Source organism: Arcticibacter eurypsychrophilus (genome assembly GCF_001730525.1).
Taxonomy (GTDB): Bacteria; Bacteroidota; Bacteroidia; order Sphingobacteriales; family Sphingobacteriaceae; genus Arcticibacter; species Arcticibacter eurypsychrophilus.
This window is the reverse complement of record NZ_MDFN01000001.1, coordinates 273932-294668: the sequence shown is the minus strand read 5'-3', so window position 1 is coordinate 294668 and position 20737 is coordinate 273932. Positions and strand designations below refer to the sequence as shown.

The following is a 20737-nucleotide window of genomic DNA, read 5'->3' as shown; positions in this document are numbered from 1 at the left end:
ATAATTAATGATTAAGATATGAATAAACAGATAGGATTCATCGTATTAACGGCTTTATTAAGCTCTGCGAGTGTTAATTTTTCCTTCGCTCAGGATACTAAAGTATTTACGATTAAGACCAATGAGGTTAAGGCAAAAGTGGCTCCTACAATGTGGGGGCTGTTTTTTGAAGATATTAACCAAGGTGCTGATGGAGGATTATATGCCGAACTGGTAAAAAACAGGTCTTTTGAGTTCGATGTTCCCATGATGGGATGGAAAGAGAAAAAAGATGACCAGGCAAAGGGTAGTTTTCTAATTTTAAATAAGGGAAGCCTTAATCCGGCAAACAGGCGGTATGTGAAGTTGGAATCTACTGCTGAAGGTCGCTATGGCCTTTCAAACGAAGGATTTAAAGGCATTGGTATCAGACAGGGAAAACAATACAATTTTTCTGTTTTGGCTCGTCAGCATGCCGGTAATACAGCCGGTTTACTTGTTGAACTGGTTGATGAAAAGGGTGCTGTTATTGGGACGGTTACTGTAAAACCAGATAGTCCGGAATGGAAAACCTATCAGGGAAGTTTTACTACAACGGCTACAGTGAATAAAGCGACCTTAAATGTGGAGCTAAGTGGAAAAGGCGGTATGGACCTGGATATGATTTCCCTTTTCCCTCAGGATACCTGGAAACAAAGGAAAAATGGTCTTCGGGCAGATATGGTGCAGCTTTTAGCTGATATGAAACCGGGCTTTTTACGGTTTCCGGGAGGTTGTATTGTAGAGGGCAGAAACTTGGATGAGCGTTTTCAATGGAAAAAAACCATCGGTAAAATTGAAGATCGGGAGCTGATTGTCAATCGTTGGAATATGGAATTCAAACATCGCCTTGCGCCTGATTATTTTCAATCATTCGGTTTGGGTTTCTTTGAATATTTTCAGTTATGTGAAGATATTGGAGCCTTTCCTCTTCCTATTTTAAATGCAGGAATGGCTTGTCAGTTTAATACAGGCGAAGTGGTCCCTTTAGACCTTCTTGAGCCTTACATTCAGGATGCATTGGATTTAATTGAATTTGCAAATGGTTCAGCGCAATCGGAATGGGGTAAAAAAAGGGCTGAAATGGGACATCCTGCAGCATTTAACCTGACCATGTTGGGTGTGGGTAACGAAAACTGGGGACCTCAATATATTGAACGGTTAACAGCATTCACGAAAGCGATCAAGGCGAAGTATCCGGATATGAAAATTGTGAACAGTTCGGGTACGGATCCAAATGGGGATCGGTTTGACTTTTTAAATAATAATTTAAGGTCCATGAATGTGGATGTAATAGATGAGCATTATTACAGGGCACCGAAATGGTTTTTAGATAATGCAAAACGGTATGATAACTATGACAGGAAAGGTCCTAAGATCTTCGCGGGTGAGTATGCTGCCCAAAGTGTAGCAATTGCTAGTCCGGATAATAAGAATAACTGGAATTGTGCTATGTCTGAAGCAGCATTCATGACTGGTTTGGAGCGGAATGCTGATGTTGTGGTGATGGCCTCTTATGCGCCTTTGTTTGCTCATGCGGAAGGTTGGCAGTGGACTCCTGATTTGATCTGGGTGGATAATCTTCGTTCGTATGGAACAGCTAATTACCAGGTGCAGAAACTGTTTTCTGTAAACAAAGGAACAGACGTGGTTCCTGTTTTATTGAATAATGAGGCGGTGAGTGGTCAGGACGGGTATTATGCTTCTGCTACGATTGATAGAAAGACCAATGAGCTGATCTTAAAAGTGGTGAACTCAACTGGTAAAAAGCAAAGTGGGGCTTTCTTAATTGATGGTGCTCCAAAGGTACAATCGAAGGGAACAATGACAGTACTGAGCAGTACTGATCTGGATCAGGTAAATTCTTTTGAAACACCTGGAGCAATTAGTCCGGTGGTTTCTCAAATTGCTGTTAAAAATAAAACTATGAATCTTACTTTAAATCCTTATTCTGTTAATATGGTAAGGGTTAAACTTTAGATGACAAACAATGAAACAGATTCTTATTCTGCTTTTATGTATCAGTAGCCTTGTCCTTAAAGGACAGGGCTTACCGGTTAATCCTGGTTTGCAAAAAGAGATCTCTGTACATGATCCTGTCATGATCGAAGCGAAAGGGATTTATTATATTTTCTGTACCGGACATGGTATTGCAGTCTGGTCCTCTACTGACAGGGTTAATTGGAAGCGGGAAAAGCCTGTATTTGATGAGGCGCCTTCTTGGGCTGTAAGCGCAATTCCTAGTTTCAAGAATCATATCTGGGCACCCGATATCAGTTACTGGAAGGGGAATTACTATTTGTATTATTCTGTTTCAGCATTTGGGAAAAATACATCCTGTATTGGTTTGGCTACAAATAGATCGTTAGATCCACAAAGTCCTGATTTTAAATGGGTGGACCATGGAAAGATTATCCAATCTTATCCTGGGATTACCAACTGGAATGCTATAGATCCGAATTTGATCACAGATGATCAAGGGAATCCATACCTTGCTTTTGGTTCTTTTTGGGATGGGTTAAAAATGGCAAGACTCAGTAAAGATCGTTTGAAGATTATCGGAGATACTATTGAGCTTCCAACTATTGCCAGTCGCAAGAAGGATCTTTCGGATAAAACAAATCCGCCTTCGGTGGATAATAATCCTCCTGATGCTGGGGGAAATACTATTGAAGCGCCTTTTGTATTTAAAAAAGGTAACTATTTTTACCTTTTTGCTTCTATCGATTATTGCTGCAAAGGGCCAAAGAGTACCTATAAAATGATATTAGGAAGGTCTAAAAGTGTAACTGGACCTTTTATAGATAAGGAAGGTTTAGAAATGCGAAGAGGTGGTGGTTCCTTGTTGCTTGAAGGTAATGAAAATTGGTATGGTGTAGGGCATAACGCTGTCTGTACGTTTAAAGGAAAGGATTATTTGATCTATCATGGATATGATGCTCATGATGATGGTAAATCTAAATTACAAATCAAAGAATTGAAATGGGATGCTTTAGGTTGGCCTGAAGTGATTTGAAAATATAATTCATATTTTAGAATGAAACTATACTTAAAGAAATTAAACCTGATGATTTTGTTATTTAGTGGCCTAACGGCTGCTGCTCAGGATAAAACATATCAGATTAAAAGTCCGGATCAGTCTTTATCCGTAACATTTGGCCTCCGTCGTACAGGTACACTGTTTTATTCTGTAAACCGAAACAATGTAGTGGTGTTGGAACAGTCGAAATTAGGACTAATTCGTCAGGATGCTGATTTTACGCGCAATCTAAAGTTAATTTCAGCGTCTAATATCACCGTTACTTCAGATCAATATGAGTTGTTGACGGCTAAACGCAAGCTGAATAAATATACAGCGAACAAACAGGAATTCCATCTAAGTAATGCTGCTGGTGCTAAACTGGATGTTATCTTCCAGGTTTCTAATGATGGTGTTGCTTTCCGGTATTACTTTCCTGAGAAATCTGCGGTAGTAAAGAAGATCACTTTGGAAGCCACATCTTATAATTTTGCAGAAAATGCGAAAGGATGGCTTCAGCCGATGTCGGATGCACAAACCGGATTTGAGCATTCTAATCCATCGTATGAAGAAAATTATCAGCAGGGTATTGCTGTAGGTAAACCCTCTCCGATAAGGGCTGGCTGGGTTTATCCGGCACTCTTTCAGGCAGGAGATAGTTGGGTGTTAATTACTGAATCTGCGCCAGAACGGAATTATTGCTACACACGATTGAATGCTTTGTCCCCTAATGGGGAATATAGTATCGGATTCCCACAGGGTCCTGAAGTGTTTGCTGCGGGAGCGGCTTTAAATCCGGAGTCTGAACTTCCCTGGTACACGCCCTGGAGGATCATTGGGGTAGGGAGTCTGAAAACTATTGTAGAGTCTACTTTAGGGACAGACCTGGCTAAACCAGCATTGAAAATGGATGCCTCTTTTATTAAACCGGGAAAGTCTGCATGGAGCTGGGTGCTTTTAAAGGATGATTCTACGGTATTTAATGTGCAGAAACGTTTTATAGACTATGCTGCGGATATGAAGTGGGATTACTGTCTGGTAGATGCGGAATGGGATAAAAAGATTGGGTATGAAAAAATTGCGGAACTTGCTGCTTATGCTACGAAAAAAGATATTGGCTTAATCCTTTGGTATAACTCAGCAGGGCCATGGAACACTGTTCCATTTAGTCCAAGGAATATGTTGCTGACGAAAGAAAGCAGGGTAAATGAGTTTAGCAAGCTGGAGAAGATGGGAGTTAAGGGAGTTAAAATTGATTTCTTTGGAGGTGATGGGCAGTCTTTCGTGCAGTATTACCAGGATATTTTACAGGATGCGGCTGATCATCATATATTGGTGAATTTTCATGGTGCTACGTTGCCACGTGGTTTGCAGCGTACCTATCCTAACCTGATGACTATGGAGTCGATTAAAGGAATGGAGTTCAGGACATTTTTACAGGCTACTGAAGATATGCAGCCTGTACATTGTACTACGATTCCTTTTACGCGGAATGTTTATGATCCGATGGATTATACGCCAATGGTTCTATACAAAATTCCTAATATCAAAAGAAGTACGACTAACGGATTTGAACTGGCTCTGCCTGTTCTTTTTCTGTCCGGGATTCAACATCTGGCGGAAACTCCTGAAGGGATGAGTCATGTGCCTTCTTATGTCAAAGAGATGCTTAAAACACTTCCAGGTAACTGGGATGATGTTCGTTTTATAGATGGTTTCCCGGGTAAAAGGGTAGTCATTGCGCGTCGTTCGGGATCAAGATGGTTTGTCGCGGGGATTAATGGTGAAAAAGAAGATAAAGAACTTACGCTGGATCTTTCGTTTATAAATTCTACTGGAAAGATGATTACGGATGGAGCTCAGGATCTATCTTTTGTTCAATCGGATGTTACACCATCCAGAAATACGCTAGTCAAAGTAAAGGCTGCTGGTGGTTTTGTGATCGTATTTGAATAAAGGGAAACGTGGTTATTATGCACATCAAACGCACTAACATTCATCAAGTATGTCTTTGCGAAATCCCTAAGGTTCCTTCAAAAAATATAATATGTTCAAATCTTACTTTGTCTTATTTATTGGACTGAGTATTCCTTTACTGGTTAATGCACAGAAAAGTCCCTTACCTCAATATTTACCAGCAAGGGAGCAGGTCTTAAAATCATATGCACAGGCCGCTTCAATGGATTCGGCAGTTATTAATACCGTATTCAAAACGGATGTAAAAGCTATATGGAAACCTGATGGTAGTGGTTTTATATTCAAAAATGTGATGTCTAAGGATGGGTGCATAGAGTTTATATATATTGATGTCAAAAGTAAGAGTAAAACCAACGCATTTGATTCCGGGCGACTGGCAGAGGCGCTAACATCTTTTATAGGTAAGCCTTTTGATGCAACAAAGTTAAGGTTGAATGGAATCATATATGCAAAAGATGGAAAAAATCTGTTGTTTCAAGTGGACAATCAATGGTTGGAATTTGATCCGCTAAGATACTCGCTGTCTAAAGCTATGGATCGGGAAAAGAAGCCTGTTATCATGGGAGAATTTGAATATTGGCGAAGAGGTGGAAGAAGAGACAATTTATCTCCGGATAAGAAATGGATAGCGTTTATTAAAGAGGGAAACATATTTGTAAAGCCTGTTGACGGAAGCGCTGAAAGTCGCTTAAGTATTCATGGCACGAAAGAGAAGCCATTTGATGGGCTTAAGTGGTCTCCTGATAGCAAACATATTATTAGCTATTTATCTGATCCTAAAGAAATCAAAAAGGTATACTATCTTCTTACATCACAACCTAATACCACAAGAGCTGAATTAAAGTCGCATGATTATGCTCAACCGGGTGAAGAGTTTACTTCTTATGAAATGCACACATTCGATGTGTTGAAAAAGAGGGGCTTGAGGGTTAAGGTGGGAAAAATAGATTTTTTGGGTATGCCTCAACTGCATTGGGAGAAGGATGGTCGTCATGTATTATATGCAAAGACAGACCGGGGACATCAACGGTACAGGGTCATAGAAGTGGATGCATTCACTGGAGAAACCCGTACTATTATAGACGAAAAGACGTCAACATTCATTTATGAACAACGCACTTATACGCATTATCTACCAGATACAGATGAAATGTTATGGTCATCTGAGAAGGATGGCTGGCGTCATTTGTACCTTGTGGATACAAAAGCAGGGAAAGTTAAATCTCAGATCACTAAGGGGAACTGGATTGTTCGTACTGTAGATAGCGTTGACCGGTCAAAACGAGAGGTCTGGTTTAGTGCCAGCGGAATAAATCAGGGAGAGGACCCTTATTATATCCATCATTATCGGATTGGATTTAATGGTAAAAATCTAATTACGCTTAACACTGCCCGTGCAACCCATCAAGTGACCTATTCTCCGGATAGTAAATATTATCTGGATACCTATTCTACAATTTCTACTGCCCCTATTACCGAACTTCATCGTACAACAGATGGAAGTTTGGTTATGGAAGTTGAACGTGCAGACATGAGTGCATTAACTGCAACAGGGATGAAACTTCCGGAAGTTTTTGTGTCAAAGGCAAGAGATGGTAAAACTGATATATGGGGCATTCTATGCCGGCCTTCCCAGTATGATAGCTTAAAAAGCTATCCGGTAATCGAATATATATATGCAGGGCCGCAAGATTCGTTTGTGCCTAAAAATTTCAGATCATACAGTGAAATGCAGAGTATAGCTGAACTTGGATTTATGGTCGTGATGATGGATGGAATGGGAACGGCTAACCGCTCAAAAGCTTTCCATGATACGTGCTGGAAGAATCTGGCTGATGGTGGTTTTCCCGATCGTATTTTATGGATTAAAGCGCTTGCAGCAAAATATGATTACATCGACACGAAAAGGGTTGGTATTTACGGTACTTCAGCGGGAGGGCAGAATTCACTTGGAGCATTGCTTTTTCATCCTGAGTTTTATACAGCAGGTGTATCTGCATGTGGTTGTCATGATAACCGTGTAGATAAGCAATGGTGGAATGAACAATGGATGGGTTTTCCTATTGGGCCGCATTATGAACAACAATCGAATGTGACTAATGCGCGGAAATTAAAAGGGAAGCTTTTATTGATTGTTGGAGAAGCCGATACCAATGTTCCGCCAGAATCTACTTACAGAGTGGCGGATGCTTTGATCAAGGCAAATAAGAACTTCGAACTGCTCACTGTTCCGGGAATGGGACACAGTGATGGTGGTCCATATGGAAGAAGAAAGCTGAGAGATTTTTTTGTTAAAAGTCTATTGCAAGTTGATCCACCAGATAGAAATCAATAAATTAAGTTGAGAATAAACACTTTTATAATCGTATTTTTTTACTGGGATCTGCATCATTAGAACTATGTGCACAAAACCCTTGGGAAGCATTATCAAAACGGCCTTCCTCATTGGGTTTGGAAAAGGGGTATATGGATTTGCAAGGGGTAGATTTCAACTTAAAGTTGGTACGTGCATCGCAAACCGTTGCGGTAGTATTCCCTAAAGGAGCTGATGGAGTGGGTTTTATGCCATTTGATCGGATTCCCCAGCGCGATAAGGATGGCTTGTATCAGGGCGATTTAAATTTGCGTATAAGGGTTGAAGGAGAATCCTTATGAAAAAATTATTAATCAGCAACTAAACGGTCACCTGTAAGGGTTTTAAGTGTAAAGGGATCGTTTCTTGCCGCCGCTGACCTTTCACCTACGTATGCAACAGATTTGCCACTACATATTAAACGTTACTGGTAGATAAAGAATAATCACCTGATGCTGCGGTTTGAGATAAGAAATAGAAGTAAACAGGCGGTAGAAATAGGGTCGTTAGGAATTCCTTTCTTTAATAATATTCTGGAGGGTAAAACTGTGGATGAAGCTCACAGGAGCAATGTTTTTTATGACCCTTATATTGGTCAGGATGCCGGATATTTACAGGTTACCCGTTTAAATGGTCAGGGTAAAGTGCTGCTTGTTGTTCCGTATGGTAAAACACCTTTTGAGGCATATAGTCCCTTGTTGGATGATCCTACTCCCCGAGGAATAGCTTTTGAAGGCTTTTACGAGTGGACGGTTTTTAGCAAAGCACGTGCGGGACAGGACTGGAAAAATGCTAAGCCATGGAATAATCCAACTTCTGTGGTTTTGAAACCAGGTGAATTGCGTTCTTATGGATTGTAGTTTATACTAGCTGATTCTGTTAAAGGAATAGAGGCGGCTTTGATTAAAAATAAACGTCCTGTAGCGATATGTGTTCCCGGATATGTCCTTCCTCAGGATGTAGATGGTCGTTTGTTTCTTAGTTATCCTGAAAAGGTTTCTTTTATGGAAATAGGGCCTAAGGGAGCATAAGTATTAAAACAACTGCCATCCAGTAGTAGAGAATTGAAGACTTATGCGATTAATGATAAAGTATAGGGACGAGCCAGGTTGACGATTACTTATGAAAATTGACTTAGACAGACGATTAACTATAAGGTGATTAAGCCGGAGGGGCACATGGTTGCCGACTTTGGAAGGTTTCATACTTATCAGCAATGGTTTCGAGATTCCAACGATATTTTTAAAAGAAGTCCTATAATGAAAGAGTTAATTCAACCAGATCGGGAAGGAGTAAAAAAGCTGGAACAATTTGTTATTCTTACCTTATGGGGGTAGATTCAATATAGCGAAGGAAAGCATAAATACGGCGTAAAGAAAAGCTAATTTTGTTATGAACCTAACAAAATGCCAAAGGGGACCTATAGTACGAACATTAATTATAAAACATGAGCTGCATGGCCTTTAAAGGATGCTAATAACCTGGGGCGTTCTTATATTATCCTCATGTTAGCTGTTGCACATTGGGTACTATACCGCTTGGCGCGAAATTATCGGGGCATGGTGACTGAGCAAAACGGGAAATGGTATCTGGAAAATTCCTATCATACGATGATGGCCATGATTGAACAGGCACCTTAATATGCACAGTTTGGCCAGATGGAAGGAACGGTTTTCTTTTTGATCTTACAGGATTTGAAAGCAGAGGGCTTGACAGAAATGTCTGCAAAGCTTGAAGAAGCTATGAAAAAGCGTGCTAATCACTGGGATATCTTGCAATATCCTTTTGGAAGTGAGATTCCATGGGATTCTACCGGTCAGGAAGACGTTTATCTTTGGTCTGATTATTTTGGTTGCATAGACAAGGCCAAGGCCACCATAAATGCTATTCTTGCTTATATGCCCAGTATTTCACATTGGGGTTATAATGGAAGTGCAAGACGGTACTGGGATTTTCTTTATGGAGGTAAATTGTCTCGGATAGAGCGACAGTTACATCATTATTGGTCAGGACTTAATGTGATTCCTGTTCTATACCGATTATAAAAAATCCGGATGACCTATATCTTTTACGCGTTGGGCAAGGGGGGGTGTTGGGATCTATATCTAACATTACAGAAGATGGATTTGGTTCTGCGGCTTTTCATGCTTTTCCATCGCCGCTTCAGATAGACGGATTGTTGGGAGATTACGGCTCTAATTTTTTTGGATATGCCGTTAATACTGAAACGTATATTACAATGAGTAAAGAACTGGGATGTCTATCCTTTGGAGGTAATATTAAGAAAGAGGGAGATTGGATCCATGTTAAGATTACAATAGGAGCAAATTAAGAGTGTATATTGCTGCTTAGGACTTTGGCTTACTTTGGATGCGGGTAAGTTTGATTAGTGTCATTCAATGAAAGTGACAAAAGTGTGAGTGTAATATTGGAGCCTGGAAATGAATTTACGCCTTATGCGTTTTTGCGTATTGACTCCGTTTCTGAAAAATACAAGATGTATTAGCTTAAAGGTTTGCAAATTGAGCGTGGTGCATATCGAATAATGTTAAATAGCGATGTATTGCAGATGAGTTTAGGATTTGTAGATTAATAATTGAGCTTACAAGAGTCTTAAATAAATGATGTGTTTAAAGCTTAAATGACTATTAATACCTTATTAAAGTAATAAATAACGATTTGACCCCCTTATCATATTGTCCTGCCCCTTAAGTGGCATCAAAACTTAACGTTTATTTGTATAAACCAAATTAAAATCAATTATAAACAATTCAAAAAAAGCTTTGAGTATGTCTAACCTTCGTTTTTAAAGTAAACGTAAACTTTCATTGAATAAAGTCGATTTGATCCTGATGATAAAGTCACTATTCAACAAATTAATGAACAATTATTAACTAAATAACTATATGTATATGAACAGAAAACTACTTAAAAAGTTTCGATTTTATTCAACCTGTAGTCCCTTAAAATCAATTTTTAAAGTCTTTATTTATTATGTTTTATTTATTGGAAGTACCGCTGCATTTGCACAGACACCAATAATTGTTAGAGGAACTGTTAGCGATTCAATAGGTGCTTTACCGGGTGCCAGTGTTAAAGTTTCAGGAACAAACAGAGGTGCTTCTACAGATGAAAACGGACGGTACGTTATCAACCTACCTAGGTCTGGCAGATTGCTATTTACTATGATAGGTTATAAACCCAAGACAGTGGCTGTAGCCGATTATGAAAAAAATGCGGAGGGCATTTATATTGTTAATGTTTTCCTTGAAAATGATGAAAACGCACTAAGCGAGGTAACTGTTGTGGGTTTTGGTACGCAAAAGAAAATTAGTGTAATCAGTTCTATTACTTCAATCAGCCCAAAAGCATTGAAAGGGCCAACCAGCAATTTAACAACAATGTTGGCAGGAAGGGTTGCAGGTTTGATTTCTTATCAACGAAGTGGGGAGCCTGGAGCAGATAATGCACAGTTTTTTATTCGCGGTTTGGGAACATTCGGCACTGGAAAGCAAGATCCTTTAATTTTAATTGATGGTATAGAATCTTCACAAAGTGATCTAGCACGTTTGCAAGCTGATGATATATCTTCTTTTAATGTTTTAAAGGATGCTACAGCGTCAGCAGTATATGGAGCACGCGGAGCAAATGGTGTTGTTCTTGTGCTTACTAAATCTGGAGAAGCCGGTCAAACCAAGTTTAGTTTTAGAGCTGAGAATTCTGTGTCATCAAATACCAGGAACTTTCAATTTGCCGATAATATTTCCTATATGAATATGGCGAATGAGGCTTCATTAACAAGGAACCCATTAGCTGTGTTACCTTACTTACAGACTAAAATTGACGCAACAGCTAAAGGAGAGAATCCATTGTTATATCCTAGTAATAATTGGATTGATCAATTGATCAAAGACTATACAGTTAACAGCCGTTATAATCTAAATATATCTGGAGGTGGATCAAAGGCTAGTTATTATGTAGCAGGTACATATAATATTGACAACGGCGCACTTAAAGTAGATGGGGTCAATAATTTTAATAATAATATAAAAATTAAAAATTATTCAGTACGATCTAATGTAAACTTAGACCTTACCAATACAACTGAGGCTATAATAAGGGTTTATGGACAGTTTGATGATTATTCAGGACCTGTTGGCGGGTATGATTCAAATGGCAATAGAATCAATGGTGGACAAAAGATATTTAATCAAGCTATTTGGTCAAATCCAGTCATGTTTCCTGCAGTATATCCTAGTAGTTTAATGCCCTTTACTACGCACTCACTGTTTGGTAACGCGATTACACCAAACAACGGCTTATATGTAAATCCATATGCTGAAATGGTGAAGGGATATTCGGAATATAATACTTCAACATTACAGACTCAAATTGAGCTTAAACAAGATTTGAAATTTATTGTGCCAGGATTGAATGCGCGAATGATGACCTATGCAAAGCGTTATTCTTATTTTGATTTATCCAGGGAATACGCTCCGTTTTATTATTCATCTTCGGAACTGCCAGATGCATCCATTGATTTGCAAGTTTTAAATCCAGGCGGAACAGGATCCATTGGTACTACCGGAACTGAATATCTAAATTATTCGGAAGGTAGCAAGTTGCTTAATTCTACTTTTTATTTAGAAGCAGCTTTGAACTATAACCATACTTTTAAGGAAAAGCATGCAGTAAGTGGAATGTTAATTACAACTATGCGTAATTACCTGGCCGGCAATGCAGGTAGCTTACAACTTTCTTTACCATCAAGAAATCAAGGTGTGTCAGGAAGAGCTACCTACGGGTTTGACAACCGTTATCTTGCTGAATTTAACTTTGGGTACAATGGTTCGGAACGCTTTTCTGAAAGTGATCGTTTTGGCTTCTTTCCATCTTTTGGTTTAGGGTATGTTGTCTCTAATGAGAAATTCTTTGAACCATTAACTAAAGTCATTAATTCTTTCAAGCTTAGAGCAACATATGGCCTTGTAGGAAATGATCAGATTGGTGCCTCTGGAGATCGGTTTTTCTATATGTCGGAAGTTAACATGAACAATGGTAGTTATGGAGCATCGTTTGGCGAACTAAACGCTTATTATAAAGATGGTGTTTCTGTATCAAGATACGCAAACCCATTAATTACTTGGGAGAGGTCTAAACAAATTAATATTGGGGCAGATTTAAGGTTTTTAAATTCAATTGATTTAACAATTGATGTATATAAAAACTCAAGGTCCAATATATTGACTGGACGAACATACATTCCAACAACAATGGGACTTCAGGCAAATGTACAAGCTAACACCAATAAGGCTGAGAGTAAAGGATTTGATTTTTCTATGAATTATAATAAATCATTTGGAAATTCATGGTATGTACAAACAAGAGGTAATTTTACATATGCAGCTAACAAAATTCTCATCTATGATGAACCAACATACAATGCTAATGAAACTTATAGATATCATGTAGGTATGCCAACTACGCAGGCTTTTGGCTATGTTGCCGAGCGTTTGTTTATAGATGATAATGAAGCCAAAAATTCCCCTGTTCAGTTAGCTGGAACACCAGGAACAACTTACGGAGGTGGAGATATAAAGTACCGTGATATCAACAACGATGGTGTTATTAGTGATGCGGATATGGTTCCTATTGGTCTTCCAACATCCCCCGAAATTGTTTATGGATTTGGAGGAACAATAGGGTTTAAGGGCTTTGATATTTCTGCGTTTATACAGGGTTCAGCTCGTTCTTCCTTTTTTATAAATCCTAAGAATATAGCCCCTTTTGTATTAAATGGTGGTAGCCAGAATGGCTTGCTCCAAGCAATATCTGAGAGTTATTGGTCAGAGGATAACCGTGATAGTTATGCTATGTGGCCGCGCTTAAGTCCCAATTTTATAGACAATAACAATCAAACGTCTACTTGGTGGATGAGGAATGGCAGCTTCTTAAGGTTAAAAAGTGTAGAAGTTGGATACAACGTATCTGATAGATTTGTGAAAAGGCTGGCAATGCGCAATATTAGGATTTACTTAAACAGCACTAACCTGGGAGCAATAAGTAGCTTTAAGATCTGGGATCCGGAAATGGGTGGTAATGGTCTTGGTTATCCGATTCAAACCGTATATAACATTGGTTTAAGTGCTTCATTTTAAAAATCATCGACAGATTAGTTTAAAAGATATAATATGAAAATCAGGAATACTTTGATTATAAAAGTAAAAAATAATATTAGGCGGATTTTATATTCTTCTTTAATTGTGGGGCTTATTTTAACTTTACCTTCCTGCAAAAAATACCTGGATATTGTGCCCGATAATGTGGCTACTATAGATAATGCATTTACAATGCGTACCGAAGCAGAAAAATACCTGTTTACCTGCTATTCATTTCTGCCTAAAGACGGTGATCCTTTGTATAATGTTGGTCTACTTGCTGGAGATGAACTTTGGATACCAACACAAGAATGGGAATTACTTTCTTATGGTTGGAGAATGGCCAGAGGAGGTCAAAGTGCGGCTAATCCTTACTTAAATGCATGGAATGGAAACTACCAGGGTGGAGGAAGTGGTGATCTTTATGGTTTATATAAAGGAATCCGTAATTGTAATATTTTCTTGGAAAATGTGCAAGATGAAAGTAAGGTGCTTGACCTTAGAGCTGACGAGCGTTTGCGTTGGATTGCAGAGGTCAAATTTTTAAAGGCATATTATCATTTTTATCTTTTGCGCATGTATGGGCCAATTCCTCTTGTCGACAAAAACGTTGACGTAAGTGCAACTGAAGAAGAAGTTCGGGTTAAGAGAATGCCATTTGATGACTGTGTGATTTATATTTCAACTTTGTTGGATGAAGCTGTAGTTGACTTGCCATCAATTATTGTAGACAGAAACAGTGAATTAGGAAGGATAACAAAGCCAATTGCTTTGGCAATAAAAGCAAAGCTTTTATTGTTGGCTGCCAGTCCGCTGTTTAACGGTAATTCAGATTATGCAGGTTTTAAAGATAAAGATGGGGTTGATTTGTTTAATCCTACTTATGACGCTGGTAAATGGAAAAGCGCAGCGGACGCCGCAAAAGTTGCTATAGATGCATCGGAAACTGCTGGATTTAGTTTATATGTATTTCCTGGAACAACATTCAAGCTTTCTGATACCACATTATTGCAGTTAAAGTTGAGAGGCGCAATGACAGATCCTTGGAATAGTGAGCATGTTTGGGCAAATCCAAATAGCAGAGCTGATTTTATGCAACGGGTTGCCATGCCTAAATTGGTATCTACTGGTGGCAGCGGTGATGCAAGAATGCAATTAGCTGCACCTCTCAAAATTGCAGAAATGTTTTACAGCAGTAATGGCGTACCTATAAATGAAGATAAGGATATCGATTTTTCGAATAAATATTCTTTAAGGACAGCAAATACAAGCGAACGCTTTTATGTAAAAGATGGATACCAAACAGCACGTTTAAACTTTGACCGCGAACCTAGGTTCTATGCTGATCTAAGCTTTGATGGTGGAATTTGGTATAAATATGATAGTCCAACCAATTCAGATGAAGGCACTTATTCGATTGAAGGTAAGTATACACAACTGGGAGGTGCAACTCATGTAGGTTTTTATAATGAGACAGGATACTACATTAAGAAACTTGTAGACTGGAATATGGCTAATAGTTCAAGTGGTGTTACGTATCAGACTTATCCATGGCCTCAAGTTCGTTTATCGGATATTTACTTGATGTATGCGGAAGCTTTGAATGAAAGTGACGGTCCAGGTGAAGAAGTTTACGAGTATGTGAACAAGATACGTAGAAGAGCAGACTTGCAAAATCTTCAAGATGCCTGGACTGCTCATTCAACAAATCCTACAAAATTTACGACAAAAGAGGGGATGCGTGAAATTATTCACCAGGAAAGAGGTATTGAACTTGCTTTTGAGGGTAATCGTTTTTGGGATATACTAAGGTGGAAAAAGGCTGCTGATTCCTTTAATCAACCTATTACAGGCTGGAGTGTATTTCAGCAGGCGACAACTGATTATTACAGGGTTAGGACTATATACTCTCAGAATTTTGTTGCTCCAAGGGATTATTTGTGGCCAATCAGAACTTACGACTTAACCGTTAACCCAAACCTTATCCAAAACCCAGGGTGGTAAGCTTGTTACATATATTTTAATTAGTATAGATATGAAAAAAAATAAATTAAATCTGTGTTTTGTGTTGTTGTTTTTTGCAGTGCTACTGTATGCCTGCAAAGAGGATAAGCTTACCCCGCTGGAAAGCAATACAAAAGCCCCAGGAGTGGTGTCAAACGTAACGGTTACTAATGGACCGGCATATGCAATTTTACATTATACACCTCCAGTTGATAATGACTTATTATATGTAAAGGCTGTTTATACTTTGGCCACAGGAAGGGTCATGGAAGTTAAGGCATCTTATTATGGTAATACATTAACCGTTGAAGGATTTGGAGATACTAATGAGCATGAAGTATCACTTTATGCAGTTAATAGGAGCGAAATTGTATCTGCTCCAGTTTCAGTTAAGGTTCACCCTTTAGAGAACCCGGTATGGGGTGTGTTCAGGAGCTTAACTTCAACTGCGGATTTTGGAGGAGTTAAACTTCTTGCCGACAATCCTACAAAAGCTGATTTGGCCATTGAAATTCTTGTATTAACAAACGGGAAATATATACCTACATCCAGAAATATTTATACTGCAGCTGAGCAAATTGATCAGTCGTTGAGGGGGATGGATACGGTTAATTATGATTTTGCTATCACTATTCGTGATAGATGGTTAAATTATAGTGATACGCTCTTTACTACCATTAAACCTTTATACGAAACTACCATTCCAAAATCTGGTTACCGGGCAGTTAGTTTACCAACTGATGTTGGTATAAATACTAGTACTTCGATAGCTGGATTGTGGGATGGAGATACAAGAGATTGGCCCAGGATGTTGATGACGAGCTCAACAGTTCTATCTCAACAGTGGATCACATTCGATATTGGTAAATTGTCCACACTTAGTCGGATCGTAATTTGGGATTATCCTGAGTATTTAAATGGACGTACCTATTTCTATGGTGGTAATATTAAAAAATTCGAAGTATGGGGTAGCGATAGCCCGCCTGCTGATGGAAGCTTTAATAATTGGGTGAAGTTAGGAACATTTGAATCAGTGAAGCCTTCAGGTAGTGCTTATGGTGTTAATACTAGTGAGGACGTATCGATTGGAGCTGCAGGACTTAATTATACATTTGATTTAGGAGCACCTAAAGTAAGATACTTGCGTATTAAAAATCTTGAAAACTGGCAGGGTACAACATTCATGTCTATTGGAGAGGTACAGGTTTATGGAGATCCTAGATAAGTTATACATCAAATTTGAATTATTATGAAATTTATTAATATAAATCGCTGGATTAAACAAAGGATAGGTCTTGTTTTCCCGGTATTAATTGTAATGATAGTTGCATCCTGCACTAAAATTGATGACTATAAAAAGTTTGCTGTTGGTGGGGAAATCCAATATACAGGCAAATTAGATTCAGTCAAAGTGATGTCTGGAAAGTATAGGGTACTTGTGAAAGGTTTGTTTATAGCTGATCCGAAAGTAAAAAAGTGCGTGATTTATTGGACAAATAAAGCTGATTCGATAGTCATCCCGGTAACACGTACAAATAACGTAGATACGCTAAGCTTTTATATTCCAAATATGAAGGAAGGAGTTCAGAATTTCGTTATCTATACTATTGACGGTGAGGGAAATAGATCAGTTGCTGTGTATAAAACAGGGAGGGTTTACGGAGATATATATCAGGCTTCCTTATTAAACAGAGGTATTAATGAGTCAACTACAAGTGAAGTTGGTGTAACAACGATTAATTTTAGTGGTATGGATCGCTTGAGTGGCGTTTTTGCTACCGAGGTTATTTATAGAAATAATGATGATGTCGAACAGACTATAAGGATCCCAATAGAGTCTACAAATCGAGTACTCAGTAATTTTAAATTAAGTACATCAATTAGATATCGTACTTTATTTTTGCCAGATACTTTAAGCATTGATACTTTCTATACTGCTTATACAGAGCGTTATGTGCCTAGATTTATAAAAACGGATATTACAAGTACATATTTAGTAAATGCCGGTCCAAAAATAACAGCTTCAGCAATGAATGGTTCACGTTGGGGCATATTAGCCGGATGGACCTCAAACGCATCTGTTAAAAATTTTAATGGTGTAGGTGGATATGAATTTAAAAGCAGTGTTGGTGTAATTTCCATGGAAGCTGGTTGGGGTCTCGTGAATGTTCCAAACGGATTAATTTATCAAACTATTATTTTACCAGCAGGAACATATACATTTGAAGTAAATGCAATGGAACAAAGTTCTGGTGGTTCAAAGTATATTTCAGTAGCAGCTGGAGCTGTTCTTCCGGATGTAGCCAATATGACTTCTAGATCTATTGCTTTTTCAAAACTTGATACTAAGAAACTTACCTTCACTCTAGCATCTTCGCAACAAGTGTCTATTGGTTTTGGCGCAAACCTTAGCGGAAATTCAAGTACGGGACAATATCTTAAAATTGGTAATGTAAGGCTTTACTCTATAGTATATCACTAAGTCGTTTTAAATACATAAAAAATTACAGGAAGCCTAAAATAGCTCCCTGTAATTTTTTAATTTACTGCCCATAATTCTTCGGATATAAGCCTTTAGGAAGTAGTGTAACATCCGCCGAAAATTGATAATTCCCATGGATATTGGAGCTTGATAAGGTCTCTACTTTTTCATGTATAAGCCATTTTACTTATCCCTATCTTATTATGAAAAATAAATCCTATTTTGTTTTACAGATTCTCCTGATAATAGGTTTTGTGTTTCCAACTTTTGCTTACTCACAGGCATCTGAGGGAGATCAGGTATCCATAATACTGAAAGCAATCGATACTTTAAATAAGAAATTACCTGTTGAAAAACTGTATTTACAGCTAGACAGACCCTATTATTCTATTAATGATACGATCTGGTTCAGAGCTTATATTTTTCAAGGGCCATTTTTGACATGGTCAGATCAAAGTGGAATATTATATGCGGAACTTGTGGATGGTACTAATACAGTTGTCCAGCGCATGAAGTTTCCTGTTATAGGCGGAATGGCATGGGGAAACATTTCTCTCCAATCTAAAGACTTGACAGTGGGTAGTTACACCTTGCGTGCATACACAAAATGGATACTGAATTTTAAGGGCGATTATGTGTTCACGAAAAAGCTATTCATTACAGATGTTTCTGATAACCAATTAAAGTGGCAGATTGCTAATGAGAGATCAATAACGAATACAGAGGTTGATTTGCAATTTTTACCTGAAGGAGGAAAACTTGTAGCTGGTTTAAGCACACATGTCGCATTTAAAGCACTTGGACAGGATGGAAGGGCCAAAGAAGTTAAAGGACGTATCTTGAATTCAAAAAAACAACCAATACTGACTTTTGAATCGAGCTATAAAGGAATGGGCGCGTTCGATTTAGTACCTGGATTAGGGGAGATCTATTATGCGGAATTGAGTGGAAATGGTGCTAATATAGAAAAGTTTAATTTGCCTAATGTACAGGAGGATGGCATCGTTTTAAGAGTACAAAATATACTTTCAGATTCTTTAAAAGTAATCATTAATAAAAATGAAATCAGTACACAGATGTATTATCTGATTGGTCGGTCAAGAGGAGTGGTTTGTTATGCTGCGGCTATAAATTTCAAAAATATTAAAGAGGTGGTTTCTTTAGTATCTAAGGCGCAGTTTCCTTCTGGAGTCGCTCGTTTCACTCTTTTTAATTCTTTATATCAGCCACTAAATGAGCGGGCTGTATATATTGAGAAAAAGGACGCACTGAATATTGAATTCAAGGATGAAGAATTCAGCGATAGCGTTTTAATAGATTTTTCTGTGAAAGATGCTGAGGGTAATCCTGTTGAAAGTGTCTTTTCAATGGCAGTAACAGTAGATAGTTTAATAAGTATACCTTCTTTTCAATCTAATCTACTTAGTAGTATTCTTTTGGAGGCTGATATCAAAGGAAAAATAGAAGATCCAGCTTATTTTTTGAGTCATACGGATGATTCGGAAAAGGCTTTAGATCTACTCATGCTGACTCAGGGCTGGACAGGGTATAGTTGGGAAGAGATACTGCAGCCAGTTACCGAACCTAAATTTAAACCAGAAAAGGAATTCACTATTAGCGGAAAATCAATAAATCTACTAACAGGCAAGCCAAGGTCAGCTGCGCTGATTGCGTTAAATACCAAAAAGCCGATGATGTTTCTAGATACACTAACTGAGTCTGATGGCTCTTTTACATTTAAAAATATCCCGCCATCGGAGAATGAAGCATATTTATTGACGGCAAAAAATGCTAAGGGAAAGGATTCAAATGTTAAGATCATGGTAGAGGGAGAAAAAGCTCTCGGCCTAGAGATTTTTAAATTAGAAAAATATGCATTAGCCACTAGTGATACAGGAGCACTTAAATTTAATACAATTAGAAATAACTTTTTTAAGAACACTATTGGGTACAACATAAATGGAGTAAATGCATTAGACGAGGTAACCGTGGTTGGTAAAAGAATTATAAAGAACTCCAAAAATAAGAATGGTGATGGGAATGCAGATATCACATTTAATGAAAAGGATTTAAAACAAGTGCCTGAGATGACTTTGCTGGAACTGCTGCAAAAACAAGTAAAAGGCTTTAGATTAATCAGGGGTCCTGGGATATATAGCTATGCAATTGGGAATAAAATTTTGAAATTAGTGTTCGATGGAACCGATCCGTTTTATGTTGAACAATCACCTGAGATTAATTTCTTGAATGATTTTAAAGCTAAAAATGTAAAAGGCATTGAAATAATGACATCTATAAAAAATGTGCAAACTTACCAGAATTGGTTTAGTCCTGAACGAGGAGCCGCCAATCTTTCGTCAGGTAGTGGAACAAGTGGTATGCTCAGAATGGGTGATACTGCATATGTAGAGATTACTACTTATGGTGGTGGTGGGCCAACGATAAGGCAACGGCCAGGTATGCAGGTTATACGTGTCCTTCCTTTTTCTTTGCCACATAAATTTTATAATCCTAAGTACCTTATTGAAAAAGATGATTCAATGCCTGATTTTAATCCTTTGGCCTTTTGGGAACCTTCTATTTTAACTAATCTAAATGGGGAGGCAAAACTTAGCTTTTATCACAAACATAAACCGGGTAATTATACTGTTATTATTGAAGGGAGCGATATGAACGGCAATTTAGGATCAGTGAGACAACAATTTAAATTAAAAAAGTAAACACAC

The 20737-nt window shown here is 38.1% G+C and carries 10 protein-coding genes and 2 pseudogenes; all 12 read left to right on the top strand.

What is annotated here, in order from left to right; all coding sequences use genetic code 11:
* Positions 1-18: 18 nt before the first annotated feature.
* The 12 genes and pseudogenes from BFL47_RS01230 to BFL47_RS01185 all read left to right on the top strand — a co-directional run bounded on the left by BFL47_RS01230 (position 19) and on the right by BFL47_RS01185 (position 20731).
* Positions 19-1998: an alpha-L-arabinofuranosidase C-terminal domain-containing protein gene (locus tag BFL47_RS01230; RefSeq protein ID WP_069657961.1), complete on the top strand. Its 1980-nt coding sequence runs from the start codon at positions 19-21 to the stop codon at positions 1996-1998.
* Between the two features lie 10 nt (positions 1999-2008).
* Positions 2009-3034, top strand: coding sequence for a family 43 glycosylhydrolase (locus BFL47_RS01225; protein WP_069657960.1), 1026 nt, complete (start codon positions 2009-2011; stop codon positions 3032-3034).
* 21 nt (positions 3035-3055) lie between these two features.
* Positions 3056-4993 (top strand): glycoside hydrolase family 97 protein, encoded by a 1938-nt coding sequence (locus BFL47_RS01220; protein WP_245681264.1) that lies wholly within the window; start codon positions 3056-3058, stop codon positions 4991-4993.
* A gap of 91 nt (positions 4994-5084) precedes the next feature.
* The gene (locus BFL47_RS01215; RefSeq protein WP_069657959.1) at positions 5085-7349 is read left to right on the top strand and encodes a S9 family peptidase; all 2265 of its coding nucleotides are present in this window, start codon (positions 5085-5087) and stop codon (positions 7347-7349) included.
* A gap of 131 nt (positions 7350-7480) precedes the next feature.
* Positions 7481-8704 (top strand): annotated as a pseudogene (locus tag BFL47_RS20135) (DUF5695 domain-containing protein).
* Positions 8705-8830: 126 nt separating this feature from the next.
* Positions 8831-9412: pseudogene (locus BFL47_RS20325) on the top strand (DUF5695 domain-containing protein); the annotation flags it as partial.
* Entirely contained in the window at positions 9400-9699 is a 300-nt protein-coding gene (locus tag BFL47_RS20320; protein ID WP_317042921.1) for a DUF5695 domain-containing protein, read from the top strand. The pseudogene BFL47_RS20325 and the gene BFL47_RS20320, both read left to right, overlap by 13 nt.
* Positions 9700-10279: 580 nt before the next feature.
* Positions 10280-13525, top strand: a complete 3246-nt coding sequence (locus tag BFL47_RS01205; protein WP_083256938.1) for a SusC/RagA family TonB-linked outer membrane protein — start codon at positions 10280-10282, stop codon at positions 13523-13525.
* Between the two features lie 33 nt (positions 13526-13558).
* Positions 13559-15529, top strand: coding sequence for a RagB/SusD family nutrient uptake outer membrane protein (locus BFL47_RS01200; RefSeq protein WP_069657958.1), 1971 nt, complete (start codon positions 13559-13561; stop codon positions 15527-15529).
* A gap of 31 nt (positions 15530-15560) precedes the next feature.
* On the top strand, positions 15561-16754 hold the full coding sequence (locus BFL47_RS01195) for a DUF5000 domain-containing lipoprotein (RefSeq protein ID WP_069657957.1): 1194 nt from the start codon (positions 15561-15563) through the stop codon (positions 16752-16754).
* A 24-nt stretch (positions 16755-16778) separates the two neighbouring features.
* Positions 16779-18011, top strand: a complete 1233-nt coding sequence (locus tag BFL47_RS01190; protein WP_069657956.1) for a DUF4998 domain-containing protein — start codon at positions 16779-16781, stop codon at positions 18009-18011.
* Between the two features lie 203 nt (positions 18012-18214).
* Entirely contained in the window at positions 18215-20731 is a 2517-nt protein-coding gene (locus BFL47_RS01185) for a hypothetical protein (RefSeq protein WP_069657955.1), read from the top strand.
* Positions 20732-20737: the final 6 nt, after the last annotated feature.

Excerpts from the sequence above, each read along its gene's own strand:
- BFL47_RS01185 (WP_069657955.1), top strand. The coding sequence starts at position 18,215 with ATGAAAAATAAATCCTATTTTGTTTTACAGATTCTCCTGATAATAGGT.
- BFL47_RS01205 (WP_083256938.1), top strand. The coding sequence starts at position 10,280 with ATGAACAGAAAACTACTTAAAAAGTTTCGATTTTATTCAACCTGTAGT.
- BFL47_RS01230 (WP_069657961.1), top strand. The coding sequence starts at position 19 with ATGAATAAACAGATAGGATTCATCGTATTAACGGCTTTATTAAGCTCT.
- BFL47_RS01225 (WP_069657960.1), top strand. The coding sequence starts at position 2,009 with ATGAAACAGATTCTTATTCTGCTTTTATGTATCAGTAGCCTTGTCCTT.
- BFL47_RS01220 (WP_245681264.1), top strand. The coding sequence starts at position 3,056 with ATGAAACTATACTTAAAGAAATTAAACCTGATGATTTTGTTATTTAGT.
- BFL47_RS01200 (WP_069657958.1), top strand. The coding sequence starts at position 13,559 with ATGAAAATCAGGAATACTTTGATTATAAAAGTAAAAAATAATATTAGG.
- BFL47_RS01190 (WP_069657956.1), top strand. The coding sequence starts at position 16,779 with ATGAAATTTATTAATATAAATCGCTGGATTAAACAAAGGATAGGTCTT.
- BFL47_RS01195 (WP_069657957.1), top strand. The coding sequence starts at position 15,561 with ATGAAAAAAAATAAATTAAATCTGTGTTTTGTGTTGTTGTTTTTTGCA.
- BFL47_RS01215 (WP_069657959.1), top strand. The coding sequence starts at position 5,085 with ATGTTCAAATCTTACTTTGTCTTATTTATTGGACTGAGTATTCCTTTA.